Annotated in this window: 14 protein-coding genes; 6 read left to right on the top strand and 8 right to left on the bottom strand. The window is 62.6% G+C overall.

Features of this window, described 5'->3' with window-relative positions:
• The first annotated feature begins 54 nt into the window (after positions 1–54).
• Positions 55–375 carry a hypothetical protein gene (locus H7C86_RS18975; RefSeq protein ID WP_182262026.1) on the top strand — a complete coding sequence of 107 codons (321 nt, stop codon included), beginning with the start codon at positions 55–57 and terminating at the stop codon, positions 373–375.
• A gap of 48 nt (positions 376–423) precedes the next feature.
• Positions 424–1,017 (top strand): hypothetical protein, encoded by a 594-nt coding sequence (locus H7C86_RS18970; protein WP_182262025.1) that lies wholly within the window; start codon positions 424–426, stop codon positions 1,015–1,017.
• Positions 1,018–1,563: 546 nt separating this feature from the next.
• Here H7C86_RS18970 and H7C86_RS18965 read toward each other — a convergent pair.
• From H7C86_RS18965 to mobF, 5 genes are all read right to left on the bottom strand, one after another.
• The gene (locus tag H7C86_RS18965) at positions 1,564–2,235 is read right to left on the bottom strand and encodes an RES domain-containing protein (RefSeq protein ID WP_182262024.1); all 672 of its coding nucleotides are present in this window, start codon (positions 2,233–2,235) and stop codon (positions 1,564–1,566) included.
• 6 nt (positions 2,236–2,241) lie between these two features.
• A complete protein-coding gene (locus H7C86_RS18960) occupies positions 2,242–3,270 on the bottom strand; it encodes a hypothetical protein (RefSeq protein ID WP_182262023.1) in 1,029 nt (342 codons plus the stop codon).
• 97 nt (positions 3,271–3,367) lie between these two features.
• Positions 3,368–3,571 carry a hypothetical protein gene (locus H7C86_RS18955; protein ID WP_182262022.1) on the bottom strand — a complete coding sequence of 68 codons (204 nt, stop codon included), beginning with the start codon at positions 3,569–3,571 and terminating at the stop codon, positions 3,368–3,370.
• Positions 3,572–3,632: 61 nt separating this feature from the next.
• Entirely contained in the window at positions 3,633–3,815 is a 183-nt protein-coding gene (locus H7C86_RS18950; RefSeq protein ID WP_182262021.1) for a hypothetical protein, read from the bottom strand.
• 52 nt (positions 3,816–3,867) lie between these two features.
• Positions 3,868–8,385, bottom strand: a complete 4,518-nt coding sequence (mobF, locus tag H7C86_RS18945) for a MobF family relaxase (RefSeq protein ID WP_182262020.1) — start codon at positions 8,383–8,385, stop codon at positions 3,868–3,870.
• A gap of 325 nt (positions 8,386–8,710) precedes the next feature.
• Here mobF and H7C86_RS18940 point away from each other — a divergent pair, with 325 nt between their 5' ends.
• The 3 genes from H7C86_RS18940 (at position 8,711) to H7C86_RS18930 (ending at position 10,082) form a co-directional block, all read left to right on the top strand.
• Entirely contained in the window at positions 8,711–9,157 is a 447-nt protein-coding gene (locus tag H7C86_RS18940; RefSeq protein WP_182262019.1) for a hypothetical protein, read from the top strand.
• A 340-nt stretch (positions 9,158–9,497) separates the two neighbouring features.
• Positions 9,498–9,863, top strand: a complete 366-nt coding sequence (locus tag H7C86_RS18935; protein ID WP_259349242.1) for a hypothetical protein — start codon at positions 9,498–9,500, stop codon at positions 9,861–9,863.
• Between the two features lie 18 nt (positions 9,864–9,881).
• On the top strand, positions 9,882–10,082 hold the full coding sequence (locus H7C86_RS18930; RefSeq protein ID WP_182262018.1) for a hypothetical protein: 201 nt from the start codon (positions 9,882–9,884) through the stop codon (positions 10,080–10,082).
• 148 nt (positions 10,083–10,230) lie between these two features.
• Here the strand turns inward: H7C86_RS18930 and H7C86_RS18925 are convergent, their stop codons facing one another.
• Complete coding sequence (locus tag H7C86_RS18925) at positions 10,231–11,211, bottom strand: DUF4192 domain-containing protein (protein ID WP_182262017.1); 981 nt, start codon at positions 11,209–11,211, stop codon at positions 10,231–10,233.
• Positions 11,212–11,611: 400 nt separating this feature from the next.
• Between H7C86_RS18925 and H7C86_RS18920 the strand changes: the two genes are divergently transcribed.
• Entirely contained in the window at positions 11,612–11,806 is a 195-nt protein-coding gene (locus H7C86_RS18920) for a hypothetical protein (protein ID WP_182262016.1), read from the top strand.
• 8 nt (positions 11,807–11,814) lie between these two features.
• Here the strand turns inward: H7C86_RS18920 and H7C86_RS18915 are convergent, their stop codons facing one another.
• Positions 11,815–12,153, bottom strand: coding sequence for a hypothetical protein (locus H7C86_RS18915; RefSeq protein ID WP_182262015.1), 339 nt, complete (start codon positions 12,151–12,153; stop codon positions 11,815–11,817).
• A 90-nt stretch (positions 12,154–12,243) separates the two neighbouring features.
• A complete protein-coding gene (locus tag H7C86_RS18910; protein WP_182262014.1) occupies positions 12,244–13,146 on the bottom strand; it encodes an ArdC-like ssDNA-binding domain-containing protein in 903 nt (300 codons plus the stop codon).
• Between the last annotated feature and the right edge of the window lie 319 nt (positions 13,147–13,465).

Raw genomic sequence — 13,465 nt, 5'->3', positions numbered from 1 at the left:
TTGCAGCCGACGACCACCGGATCGGGCACCGCATCCGGAAGACGGAGGGGTGCGATGAACGCCGACGAAACATCATCTGCGGCACAAAACATTTCGGACTCACCCTGGCTGAGTGACGATCACTGGGAAGTCGGGGACAAGGCCTGGTGGATTCTCGTAGCCGACGACAGAACCGACAGGAAAATGGTCGAGGTCGTCTCCCCGGAAGAAGGGACCGTCCGCGACCCGAACGTGACCTACAACGACGGAGTGTTCCGGGCTACCGGCAAGTTCGAACGCATTCGACACCGCGGGGACTCCTGCGCCCCGTGCGCAGACTCTGTCCTCGAGATAGAGACGCATGGGCCGGAAGACTTCTGGTTGCTGCACCGCTGACCGTCCCGCGTGCGCGACACTCCGCTCTTTCGTTCGAAAGGAACTTCGATGACCATTCCGCAGTACAACCCCGGCCCTGCCGACTGGCGACACCTCGACCAGGCGTCGTCGGCGGCGTTGTGGCTCGAGCTCCGCGAGTGGGTGGAGTGGCTGCGTCGACGCTATGACCTGGGTAGTGAGATCAAGTCCTGCTGGTTCAAACATGATCCGATGGTCGAGGAGTTGACGGCGGCGATGTGGGCGCACCGTGAGGTGTACCAGCAGCTGAAGAAGAACCTCTATCACGGAGGTATGGCGGCGTGGCATTACCAAGTGCTGTGGCCTCTGGTCGGACGCATATCGAAGATGGGCTTCGGCGAATGCCGCCGCGGTGTGTGCGGGTTCGAGCCGGACGCGCCGGAGATCGCCGACGACTTCGCCGAGTTCGTTGCTGCTGAGGTCGCCGATCGCCCCGAATTCGTGCCTGATCCAGAATCAGTCACCAGCGGTGCGGAGGCGCTGACGATGGATCAGGTTCTCGAGATGATCGACGGCGCCCGCGCAGTCGCCGAAGATCCATCCGACGATTTCACGGCCGTCGACATCGACGGTGTCCGGTGGGAATTCGACGACGAGACCGAAACTTACCGGCCCGCCGAATAACCGCTCACAAGCCGAAGTATCAACGACCCCAAACCCTTCGGGCGGTCTCGCCCACCGTTCTAGAGTGCGGGTTGCGGGGTCGTTGATGCTTCTCGTGTCCGCCACGGCTGCGGCGATCGTGGGTTGTCCCGCCTGGGGCCTGCGTGTCGCACTGTGGCGGACACACCCTTTTCTTCATAGGATGCTCTGCAACACAACTCGATTCGGATTGGTGGACTGCGATGTACGACTATGACCCTCTGGGACGGATCAATATCCCCGCGGTGCGCTTCTTTTCACGCTGGGCGTCTCGTCTGGTCGCGTCTGGGCTTTGGATCGCAGGGGTCGGATGCTTAGTGTTGTTCGCAATCGGCGAGCAGGACACGATGACAGCACGGGCATGGGTCGTATTGCCTGCCGTCGCGCTGCTGCTGGTCGGCGCAGCATTCCTCGTGATCTCCAAGTCGAAACTGATGTTCGCTCGGTATTGAAAGTCTCAGATCCGGCTAGAACACAGAGTGATGTGGCCCCCAACGGAGGTTAGGGACCACACCTTTCACCAGGGATTTAAGGTATTTTGCCGCTGTACTTGAGGTTGAACTCCGAATCCAAAATGTCGAGAACCTTCTCGCGTCCGTCGGCGTCGAAGAAAATGTCGAACTGGTCCAGAATCGTCAACTCAGCCGGCCTGTGACGGGAAATGAACATCAACGAGGTCAGGTCGTCGTGGTTCGCACATCGGTACTTGAGCCCGTTGGCTGACAAAGTGTTTGCGAGCACCTTCGTTCCAGTTTCCCGGGTCCGGTTGTAGTCCTCGCCGAGCAACAGGCTCGCGTTGAGATTGAGTCGAGAAGTGTGTGCCCCATAGAGAGACGCCACCACCACGTCTTCTTCGAGTCTCATTGTCACCAACGATTTTCCGACTTTTTTGCCTGGCATATTCTTGGGCACCCCTACCAGCGCGGGACGCCCGATCATGCCTCCTGTGATCTTCTCTCCTCGCAGCACGCCTTCAGCGATCGCACCTGCCATGCTTTGAGCTAGGTAGATGTAGTGCCCAAGACTCGCATCCAGGGGTTCGAATCGTCCCTGTCCAAGATCCCCCAGAGCGCGGGGTGACTTGGAGTTGTAGGAATTTGCGTCCCACGTCGCGTAGGTAGGGTTAATTCGGTACAGCACCGTGCCTGCGGGAATGGTTTCGAGGTCTGCTTCCAGCCCGTTGTACTCGTTGGTTGGCACGTGTCCTCAGCTCATACCGCGAGAGCCGAAAGCGAGGGTGTTGTCTACCGCCTCTTCCGTCAGTTCTCCCGCGATAACGAGATCGACGGGCCGGCCACCGAGTATCCGATCAGGCGTGTACCACCAGTCGAGGGTTCCCCACGGATCTTCGCTGCTCTCCATCTCCGAGTTCGCGTAAGCCACGACAGGGTGAATGCAACGCCTCAACGCGTCGATCTGGAACCGTGGGTAACGGTAGTACCCTGAGATTTCTACGCCTAGCAGCTCGTTGCTCTGCCGACGTCGCTGGGCAAGTGTTCGGTTCGGGTTTCCGGACGGTGACAGCAACTCTCCAACCTCGCTGGAACTGAGGGTTTCTTCGAGCGAGAGCGGGAAAACATAGTCGAGTGGCCCTGTAGCAGTTTCGAGTTCCACGGACAGCGGTGCACGCTGATCCGGTTGCTCGACATGCGCTTTCAGCTCGCGACTCTCTAGTTCGACAGCCTCTGCAATCGGCTTCAACGCGCGCAATCGCTCTTCATAAATTCGAGCGGCCGACGTCTCCGAAGACCCTCCAACGACGACTTCCAGGATCCCGCGACTCAATACCGAAGAATCCTCAATTAGCTTGACGAGCCGCGAGAATCCTTTGGCCTTAGCCCACCAACTATGCGAGTCCCCGGCAACTTCGTGCAGCAAAAATTCGTAGATAGCAGCGTCTTCGGGTCCGTAGACCTTCGTTGAGGACATCAAATCGCGTCCGGACGGCCGCTTCCGCTTTACCCGCTTCTTCGCAGGGCCGTGCGGATGCAATGGACCTGCCGACGATTTGAGAAAGGCGTCGAAATCCGTGGGATAGGGCCAAATGAGAGCCCTCTTTGCAGCTGCGGCCTTTGCAACGTCGACCTTGTTCCCAGCAGGGTGGCGCCGCAGTCCTTTGGCCGCAACCTTGATGACGAACATTTCACCGTGAGTTCCAGAGTGCCCTACGGCCAAGGCTCCCTTCTGACGCAGATCGTCGCCGTCAACGGAAGACCATCCGGACTTCTTGACCATGCTTTTCCCCTAACACTTACGGTAGATACACCTGATTCTATCGCGTATCTACCGTAACTGCATGTTGTTTTGATCTCTTCCCGTTGTGCGCTCACCACTAGCGGGCGTCGAACGACTCGGGGCCATCCCAGGTGCCTTGGATCGTCGTGTCGTGAGCGGCGGGCCGGAAGGACAGCATCACGTTGCCTTCTGCGTCGATTGCCTGGTTTGCAACGCTTGCCGGCAGCGGCGTAGTGCGCGGTGCCCAATTCCACGGTCTGGCCGTTGATCGTGAGCCCAAGGGGAGGTGGGCTACCACCACGGCGCGAATCCACTCTGATCGACCTCGTCCATCCCCAAGCCAGAAGCAATCGTCAGTTGCCTCACTCCCCAGTCACCGTTTCGCCCGCCAACAAGCGGGCCGTACGCAACGTCGCGATCGCTGATTTTTCCGTGAGTGTGCATGCGTCGAGAATCCCGATTCCGACGGCGGCGTACTCCTGAATGGTGACGAGGGCGTCAGCCAGCGACATTGTCGCGCGTACGCAACCAGGTGGGGTGAACATTCGCTTAGAGCATGGTCCAGCGCGCCTACAAGCGTGGGCCTCGGCGGCGCGCCTACAAGCGCGGGCCTTGGCGCCGATTCTCTTGTTCGACGTGGTGGGCGATGGTGTGGTGGTGTTCGATCATCGCTTGTTCGTGTTCGGCACGGCGTTGTTCTTCGCGGTGTTCTTGGATGCGGTCGTGCAGGTCGTCGATGTCGCGGTGGACGGTGTTGAAGGGTGCGGTGTCGGCTTTGTTCTCGGGGCGGTCGCCGGCCACTGAGGTGGTGTCGGTGATGTTGTAGCGGTCTCGGTATGCCTGGATTTCGGCGGCGGTGCGATCCCACTGTGCTGCCATCTCGGCGTCCTCGGGACGGCTTTCGAGGTGCTCGGTGAAGCGCAGTTCGGGGTCGCTACTGCGCTGGCCGTCGGTGCCGATGCGTCGGGTGTTCGCGGTGTGTTCGGCGGCGATGTCGGTGTAGATGGTCTCCAGCTGCTCGGCGAGTGCGGAGTCGATGAGGTGGGCGTCGAGATCAGGGGAGTGCACCCAGTGCGGTGCTGCTGGGTCGACGGGCTCACGGGCCGCCGGCGCGATGGTGTCGAGTGCGTCGGTGATGCCGGTGACGTGCGCGGTGGAGTGCGCGACGGTCCCGATCTTGCGGCACAGATCCTCGACGTCGAGGCCGGCGTGAGTGACGAGTTCGCGGATGCGGCCCACTGCTGCGTTCCACCGCGGGTCTTCGGTGCGTTCGGCGACGGCGATCGCGGCGGGGAAGTGCTCGCGCAGGATCTCATCGTGTTCTGCTGCCCAGCGGGTGTTCGTCTTCTCGGCCGCGGCGGCGATGGCTGGTGCCATGTCTTTGATCAGGTTCGCTGCGGTGACGTCTTCGCCTCGCGCTGCGAGTTGTTGCGCGTGCCAGGCGAGAACTGCCTCGGGCGCGAGGCCGGCGAGCGCTGCTTTACGCAGGTGGCGGCCGATTCGCTGCACCCCGGCTTCGGAGAGGAGGCGTTCTGCGATCTCGGGTTCGAATGCTCCCCGGACGGGGCGTTGGATGCGGGTGGTGTCGAGTTGCGCGCGGGTCTCGTCGTAGCGGCGGATGGTCGAGCCGATGCCGTCGGTGCGCTCGTGTTCGGGGCGGGCGGTGGCGTAGCGGTCGGCGAGGATGCGGGCGTAGTCGTCGAGTTCTTTGTCGGTGCTGGTGGTGCGCGGGGGCAGCGGCGAGAGCGTGGTGTCGGCGCGCTCGGCTGCCGCTTCTGCTGCGGCTTGGGTGGCTTCGATGATGCGTGAGTTCAGGACTCGGGCGACATCGCGGGCACTGTGGAGTTCACCTGCTGCGAGTGCGTCGTTGAGGATGCGGCGGGCGCTGTCTCCCCGGTCGTGTGCTTGGCCGAGTGTGGTGCGGAGCGCGGCGAGGCTGCCGGGGTTTTCGGCGGCGATCGTCGCGAGTAGTGCTGCGGGCAGCGCCCGGTCGAGGACTTCGTCGAGCCAGCGATCGCGTAGTCGGCTGTGCGCGGCGTGGTACGCCTCGCGGAGTCGTTCGGGGCTGCGGGCGTGCTCGAGTGCGTCGCGGATCTCGGTGATGGCGGCTCGGTGGCCGTTGTCGTTCGCGAGGATCTTTTCGAGGACTTCACGTGAGGCCGGGGTGGTGATGGACCCCAGGTGCATGCCCTCGGTGTCTTGGGTGACGCCGGGTTCGACGGGGACGTACAGGTGGTTTTCGGTGCGCCCGCGGGTGGTGGCGACGTAGAGGCCGGGCCGGTTGGTGGTGTGTCCGACGGTGGTGTGGGAGGTGTCGACGGTGATGCCTTGGCTGCGGTGCACGGTGGCGGCGTAGCCGAGTTCGGTATTCCGTTTCACGTACCGGGCGGGCAGCGTGATCGTGCCGTCGTGGGTTTTGCTGCGCAGGTTCAGTGAGCCGTTCTCGTTGACGGCGGTGACGGTCCACAGGTCACCGTTGCGGACGAACATGTTGCGGCGTCGGCCGCCCTTGGTGCGTAGACCGCGCTTGTTCTTGCGGGTCAGGACGATGTCACCGACTCCGGCGTCGAGTTCGTCGGACAGGGTCACGGTGTGTTCGGCTTTGGCGGTGCCGGCGGCGCGGTAATGCGCTTGGATCGCAAGGTTCACTTCGCGGACATCGTCGCGGGTCGAGAGCATGACGATCGAGGATTTACCGGCTTCGATGTCGGCGAGGTAGGCGGTGGCGGCGGCGTCTTTCATCTCGGCGGCGGTGCCCTCGTGCACCCACCCGCGGGAGTAGAACAGCTCCAAGCTGCTCTCTTCCCCGTGCCGCAGGGCGAGTGAATTCTCGGCCTGCTCGGTGTCTTTGCCGAAACGCACGACGACCGTGAGTTCTGGAGCGTTAGTTTCTTCGGCGAGCAGCCGCAGCGCACCGCCGGTTTCGACGGCGTCGAGCTGATTCGGGTCACCGAGCAGTCGCACGACAGCGCCCTTGGCTGCGGCGATTTCGGTGATGGCGGCGAGGTCTTTGGTCGATGCCAAGGATGCTTCGTCGACAAGCAACATCGCCCCGGCGGGGATCTCGATGTGCTCGGGCAGGCTGCGCGGTTCGTTGCCGTCGACACCGCGCCACGGGTAGGTCAAGGTAGCGAGGGTGTGGGCGGTGACGCCGATTTCTTCGCCCAAGGTTTCGGCTGCAACGGCGGATGGTGCGAGCGCAATAACCTCGTATCCGGCGGCGCGCCAGGTGTCGGTGACCGCTTTCATCGACGTCGTCTTGCCAGTGCCGGCCGGGCCGACACCGACGGCGAGGAGTGTTCCGGACCCGACGAAATGCTCGGCAAGCTCTCGCTGTCCGGCGTTGAGCGGGTGATCGCTCGTGCGGGCGATCTTCTCTACAACCTTGTCTAGTCCGGCCTGCGGCGCGATGTACGCGGTCGGCGTTCCGGTGGAATCGAGCATGAACTGCTCGGCCGTGATGATGCTCGCGGAAGTATGCAATGCGGTGCCGTGATTAGTGAGGATGAACTCACCGTCACGGCGTGTGAGAGCGTCCGGAGGCGGGGGTAGTTCCGCAGCAGGGAGGTGCACGGACGCGCCCAACACGTGTTCGGTGACGGCTTTCACTGCGGCTGCACGGGCTGCTTCGTCGGGGAAGGACACGGCCGCAAAGTTCGCATCGACGGCGCTGTGTACGTGGGTGATCGCCCACGTTGCGCGGCCGTTCTCGAGGTATTCGACGACTCGCCTCGCTTCCTCTGCCGGTGTTCCGGCGGTGCGCATCGCCTGGTGCTCACGCACACCGGCAGCATGTTCGCGCTGCACCCCGCGCCACTGCTCGGCCAGCGCTGCCACCGCTGTGTCGTCGCCGAGGATCTGCGCGGATCGGGTGATCCAATTGTTCTGCATCTCGCGCAATGTTTGCGGTTCCTGCTTCCCGGCGCGGGTGTCGAGGTTGGCTTGCTGGTAGAGCGCGTACATCGCCTTCGCACTGGGCATCCGGTCGTGCTTTTGACGGTATTCAGCGACCAGCTGATCACGGCGGGTCTCGATCTGACTGCGTCGTGAGGAGAACATTTCACACAGTTGCTGTGGGACTTCGGCGATCTCAACGACGTTCTGCCGGCCACGTCCGGTGCTGCGTTCGGTGAGCCCGAAACCGAGTTCGGTGTGCAGTTTCGACATGATCGCCGCGTTGTAGCGCTGCGAAGCCGCGACGGCGTAGCGGTGCAGGGTGGAACCGTCGAGAGCGCGCCACTTGCCGTCCTTTTCGGTGCAGACCTTGATGGATACTACGGCGTGGGTGTGCAGGTTCGGGTCCCCGGCGCGGGAGTCGTAGTGGTCGTAGAGGGTGGCGACCATGCCGGTGGTGTCCTGCACCTCTTGGCTGGTCGCGCCGGTACGGGTGAAGCATGCTTCCTTTTCGATCCAGCCGAGTGTGCCCTTGACGGTTTCGTGGTGGATTCGTTCGATCTGGCGGCGCAGATCGTCGTCGGCGAGCGCCCACATCGTCGACACGCTCTTGGGAGGGGTGAACACCAGATCTTGTCCTGCGACGGGTTGACGGACGCGGTTCTTCTGTGCCGAAATCCAGGACCACAGCTCCTGCGGGTCCTGCGCAGAACGCTGGTGGGTCTCCTCGAACAGTGCAGTTCCGACCTTCTCCATCAACGCGCCGGACTCCGCTTTGGACGGCCTGCGCGCGTTGTCGACGGCGAACTGCTCCAGGGCGGCCCGGTGGGCTTTCAGCAGGGGAATGTCGTTGGCGAAGTCCGGGAACTTGCGGCCGAGTCGGGCCTCTTTGACGGCCTTCTTCGGGTCCATCCCGCCCTTGATTGACTCTTCAACCATGGGGTCAGCGTTGGGGTGCATGCCCTCCCCGAAGAGCGCTTTCATCTGAGGTTCGGACACCGTGGCGCCGTCGGTGATCCGATACTCGTCCGCGATCTCGGTGTCGGCATCCATCCGTGCCAGATCGTCGAGTCCGCCCCCGAACCACGTACCGGGCGGGGTGCCGTGCGCGGAGTAGTAGTCGGTCAACTCCTGCCCGTGCTCGCGTTCGCGGTCAGCGGTGGCAACCTGCTTTGTCAGGTACTCGTAGCCATCGCCCGCGTGCAGCACGTGGAGGGTCATCACAAGGCCACCTTAGCCGCCCTCAGCGCCGCCGAGAAAGCACCACACCCCCACAGTCTGAAATTCAGCAAGAGGTGTGTCTGATTTTGGGGGTTTGGCTGAGTGAAACGAAGTGCATGTGGTGAGGAACGAACTGCTGGTACTGAGGGAAGCGAAGTGGTTGAAAAAGTGGATGAGCTGGATGGATAGATGGTTTGACATGGTGATGTGTGAAAAGGTTCAGTGGAGTTGTGATGGCTGGCCGAAGATTTTGAGCCGGGAACCGTTAGGTGGGGCGGGGAACAATTGATGGCCGATCGCCGCTGGCGGCGGTATGGTTTGCGGCATGGTGTCCTCAAATTCATCCACGGTCAGCGCGAGGGATCGGGCACGCGCAGCGAATGCCGCCCGTCTCGCGGAAGAGCAAGAGCGACTGAAGAAGGTCGAGGACGATCTCGTCCGGTTCTTCAGGGCGCAGGAGTCGCGGGAGAAGATCAGCGACGATGCGCGGGCGCGTATCGAGCGCATCCGTGAAGAAACCGAGACAAAGATCGCGGACGCGGATCGTTCCGGTGCGGCTGCGATTGCGGATCTCAAATCTCGCGGTGAAACGGTGGCGAGCATCGCGCAGCTGACCGGTCTGACGACGAGTGAGGTCAACAAGTTGCTGCGGTCGGCCAAGCCGAAACAGAAGTCGGAGAAGGTACCCGCCGACAAGGCCGCGGCGAAGGACGATTCTTCACCTGCGCCTGCGTCGACCTCGTCGACTAATTCTGCCGCGCTGGCGTCGTAGAAGCGGTCAGCAAATCAATGCCGGCCTTCGCGGTTTTCCCCGGTTGGGTGTCAGCGACCGATTGTGTGTTGCCTGAGATCGAGCGGAGCGGGAAAAGAAATCTCGGGCATCCACATGAGGGATATCGCTGTCCCCGGTTGGGGGAAACCCCGGCCGATTCGTCGGCAAATCTCACAAGCGTTAGGGGTTCGTTCTGATGGCGGACGTCCTAACGCTTCCGGCGCTAGGCGATCCGGAGTGGGAGCGTTTCGAACGGTTCATCGTGCGCGGGCCTGGCGAGCGAGATTGCCATTTTTGGACCGGGAGTATTTCTGATGACGGGTACGGAAGATTTTGGTTGATGCGCGATGGACGGCAGCGAGTTGTGCGTCCTCATCGGTACGCGTTGATGCTCGAACTCGGTCGGCCGCTGACCGATTCCGAGTTCGCGATCCACGAGGTGTGTGACAACCCGATTTGTGTCCGGGCCACGACGAGCATCGCCGGTCGTCCGCATGTAGTTGCGGGCACGCAATCGCAGAATCTTGCAGGGATGAGCGCAAAAGGGCGCGGCGGCGGCCGGGGGCAGAGCTGGCATTGGTACGGCCCGGATCGCGCCGCCCGTGCGGCGCGATCGAAAGCTTTACGGGCTGCATTGCGCAATGGGTGGGATGCGGACGCGGTGGAGTCCGCTTTGCTGCGCACGGATACTCCGACACTTTTTTGACTACCGAAAGGCACGTAGATGACTGAGAACGGCGCTCCGCGCAAGCGATCGGCAGTGGAAGCTTCTCTGTATCAGACAACCAAGCACACGCGGGTCATCACGGACGCGGATTTGGCGGCTGTGGTCGAGGGTTTGACCGGTGTTCCGATTCCGGTGGTGGATCGGCCGCGCATCGACTTTGCGTTTCCGGCGCCGGGTGATCCGGACATTTTCAACTGATCGGGTAGTTAGGCGCGGCCAGCCATTCGGTATGCGCGGTGTCGCGTAGTGGTTGTGAGGGCTCGATGCCCGAACAACCACCATCACGTACGGGGGCGGCCCCGACTCTCTCGAGTTGAGTCGGGGCCGCGTTGTTCGTTGGGGACGGCTATTCAGTGTCGAAGTCGATTCCGATCGAACGTGCCACTTCGACGCCGATTGCGCCGAGTTCGGCGATCGCTTCGGGCTTGATCCCGACAGTGAGGGATGAGTCGAGTAGTTCGAGCAGCTTGGTGAGACTGGGGTCCACGTCGATACGGCGGGCTGTCTCGAATGCGATTCCGGCGGCGGGTCCGTCACCGTCGACATAGGCCGCTAGCCCTGCGAGGGTAAGCATCTGGACGCGGAAGTTTCCGCGTAGGTGCGCGGCAATGGTGGCGAAGGTGTCTGTTGCGGCTGCGGCGCTGATAGTGACGATTCCGATCATCGCTTCGCGGTGGTTGGTGTCCATTGCTGCGCACAATCCGGCGCGGGCGGCTAGGTCGCGGCTGGGTACCTCGAAATTGCGCACGGTCGCGGCGATTTCGGCGATCGTATTTCGTGCGAAATCGTCGCCTTGTTCGTGGGCTGCTGCTCGGGCGGCGTCCATGTCGGCGGCGGTGTCTTCGGTGAAGCGGGCTTCGATGTCCGCGCGCGTGGTCGGGGCCTTTCGTCCGCTCATGATTCGGTGCATGTTGGTTTCCGAGAGTGTCGGGTCGGTGGTGTGTCCGCTCTCGTTTCCGTTGGTGTCGAACCATTGCGCGCCGACTTCGAGGGTTTCTGTGACGAGGGTTCGGATAGTGCGGACGCCGATGGTGTCGAGTTCTCTTTGCGCGCCTTCGATCTGGTCGAGTGCGGCTGCTGCTACCGGGCCTGTGCCGATAACAACCCAGATGACGGCCGTTGCTTCGGCCTGCTCGAACGCAATGCGGTATTGATCGGTCGGCGCAGCTCCGACAACGTCGGTGCGCGCTATGAACGCAAGCATGCCCGGTTCTCCTTCGGCTCCGCTGAGTGCGATCATCACGAGAGAATCGGTAGGGGCGAAGCCGAGCAGCGCCGGGATTGCGGCCAATACCTCGGTGGCGGTGTTCAAGCGGATGTTCTGCATGGTGTTCCCCTTGCTGTGAAAGTGACCGGGCCTCGTGCCCCGCCAATTTTTTTCGCCTTCTGGCAAAGGAGAATCGCGTCGGCATGAGGGGGCCGGAGCGCCACCCCTGGGCCGAGAAAATTTCGGCGGGAGCTTGCGAGTGGCGAAAATTTCTCGGAGCCACCGGCCGGCGCTTGCGCCGCCAGGGGTTGCGCGCAGGTCACCGCCGACGAGAATCGGAAGGCCAGAAGTGAAAACAAATCAATGTTTTTCACAGAACGGAGCGCAGCGGAGTTCATTTCGGGGGACACCGAAGGTGGCCGGCCGCCGGGCAGGCGTCAACTTTCCCGGGGCGATATGAAGTCTGCTCGACGAGAATCGCTGCACTTCGTCAGCTCCGCCAGTGAGGTATACACAGACCATGACGAATACGGTCTTGGATGAGCTCTGGGACACGCTCGATGCCACAGGTATGCAACTCACGTGCGTTCGTAGTGCCCGTAAGCATTGGTGGAGTCGACGCACTGAACTCCACGATCTCCCGGATTCCGATATCCGCTCGTTGATCAACCTTGTTCATGAGGCAGACGGCATCTCGCGGACACAAGAAAACTGATCCGGACTTCACCATCGGAAGCAGATTCCGTGCGGTGCGGCGGCGCGCTCGACTCGGCCGTAAACCCGATTCACGCGTGAGGGTGCGATCTGTCCGGCGTCGTAGGCGCGGCGGGTCGCGACGGCGAGCAGGGCGACGGCTTCGCGGGCGGTCACTTCGTGCGCGAGGGTGAGCCACCCGATTTCGGCTTGCATCCCTGCCGCGCTCGTGGCGGCGGTGATCTTTGCGGTCAGTGTCTCGAGGATCTCGGTGGCCGCCATTCCTGAGGGTGTGATCGCGGGGTACGCGGCGTCGATGGTGTTGCTGTACATCGTGTCGGCACGCAGTTCGTCGGTCGTGGTGCTCATGTCGTTGCCCTTTCGTAGACTTCCAAGCGCGACACCGGGCGGGCTGCCTCCACCCGGTATCGCACCTGTGTTTGTGGGGTGCTGCCGTCGCTAGGCGGCTGCGGTGTCCTCGGCGTCGGCGTCGTCGGGTTCGAGTGCCTCGGCGAGGGTGTGGACGGTCGCCAGGACTGCGCGGGCGGTGTCGGTGATGACCTCGAGGTCTCCGTTTCCCCATCCGGCGATGTAGCCGATGCTGTAATCGGTGGTGTCGAGTCCGAGCAGTCCGGCGAGGACGTAGGCGACGGATTCGGCTTCGACTTCGGCGCGGCCTCGGTGCAGATCGGCGGGGTCGATGTCTCCGCTGGCGTGCATGAGCGCGTGGGCGGCTTCGTGAATCATCGTTTTCGCGGCTTGGGCGTCGCTGATCGTGTCGTCGACGATGATGCGGCGTGATCCGTCGAGGCTGGTTCGGCCGTTCGTTTCTCCGGCGATGTGCTCGCGGGTGACGGTCCATCCCTGCTCGGCCATCACCTGCGCGATGCGGGTGTAGATCGCGGCGGGGTCTTCGCCTTGCAGTCGGGTGGTGATTGTTTCGGCGGCTGCGGCGGGGTGTCCTTCGATCGGGTCGGTTTGGGCGATGTCGAACACGGACAGGATCGGGAACCGTGCTGCTCGGCGGGTGGTTTCCTCGCCGGTCTCGGTGTCGGTTTCGGTGATCTTCTTGGTCGAGTAGCCGAAAATCTTGATCGACTTTTCGCCCTTGCGGACCTGGCGTCCGAGTTCTTGCCACTTGCGGAATCCGGCGACCTGGCTGGCGTCCGGGGCCTGCGAGAAAATCAACATGACGTTGTTGAAGCTGTAGGAGTGGAACGCTGCTGCGGCGGTCAGGTAGGCGGCCCATGCGTCGGTGTCGGTGAGCTGGGCGACTTTCGCGGTGATGCTCTCGTGCAGTGCGGCGGCCTGCTCGCGTCGCGCTGCGCTCTTGTCTGCCGTGGTCTTCGCTGGTGCGCCCATAACTTCTCTGTCTCCGCTGATCCGGTGGCGTCCCCCTGCTCGGTGGCCGCCAATTTTTTTGCCCTGCTGGCAATGGAGAATCGGATCGCCGGAATGAGGTCGGGACGCAACTTCTGGGCCGGGAAAATTTCTCTGCGAGCGTGCGAGTGAGGTTTGAGAAAATTTCTCGGAGCCCTCGGGCCGGCATCGCCGCCAGGGGTTGCGCGCAGGTCACCGCCGACGAGAATCGGAAGGCCAGAAGGACAAACAAATCAATGCTTTTCGCTGGTGCGGAGCGCAGCGGAGCTCAATTCGGGGGACACCGGTAGGTGGTCGGCCG

This window comes from Rhodococcus sp. UFZ-B548, from assembly GCF_903819475.1.
In the GTDB taxonomy this organism is placed as follows: Bacteria; Actinomycetota; Actinomycetes; order Mycobacteriales; family Mycobacteriaceae; genus Rhodococcus_F; species Rhodococcus_F erythropolis.
Note: the sequence above shows the minus strand (reverse complement) of the source record. Positions and strands in the feature narration are given on the sequence as shown.

Coding starts and splice junctions, on each gene's coding strand:
- mobF (WP_182262020.1), bottom strand. CDS start 8,385: ATGACCCTCCACGTGCTGCACGCGGGCGATGGCTACGAGTACCTGACA.
- H7C86_RS18920 (WP_182262016.1), top strand. CDS start 11,612: ATGACGAATACGGTCTTGGATGAGCTCTGGGACACGCTCGATGCCACA.
- H7C86_RS18960 (WP_182262023.1), bottom strand. CDS start 3,270: ATGGTCAAGAAGTCCGGATGGTCTTCCGTTGACGGCGACGATCTGCGT.
- H7C86_RS18940 (WP_182262019.1), top strand. CDS start 8,711: ATGGTGTCCTCAAATTCATCCACGGTCAGCGCGAGGGATCGGGCACGC.
- H7C86_RS18930 (WP_182262018.1), top strand. CDS start 9,882: ATGACTGAGAACGGCGCTCCGCGCAAGCGATCGGCAGTGGAAGCTTCT.
- H7C86_RS18975 (WP_182262026.1), top strand. CDS start 55: ATGAACGCCGACGAAACATCATCTGCGGCACAAAACATTTCGGACTCA.
- H7C86_RS18915 (WP_182262015.1), bottom strand. CDS start 12,153: ATGAGCACCACGACCGACGAACTGCGTGCCGACACGATGTACAGCAAC.
- H7C86_RS18970 (WP_182262025.1), top strand. CDS start 424: ATGACCATTCCGCAGTACAACCCCGGCCCTGCCGACTGGCGACACCTC.
- H7C86_RS18935 (WP_259349242.1), top strand. CDS start 9,498: ATGCGCGATGGACGGCAGCGAGTTGTGCGTCCTCATCGGTACGCGTTG.
- H7C86_RS18925 (WP_182262017.1), bottom strand. CDS start 11,211: ATGCAGAACATCCGCTTGAACACCGCCACCGAGGTATTGGCCGCAATC.
- H7C86_RS18950 (WP_182262021.1), bottom strand. CDS start 3,815: ATGTTCACCCCACCTGGTTGCGTACGCGCGACAATGTCGCTGGCTGAC.
- H7C86_RS18910 (WP_182262014.1), bottom strand. CDS start 13,146: ATGGGCGCACCAGCGAAGACCACGGCAGACAAGAGCGCAGCGCGACGC.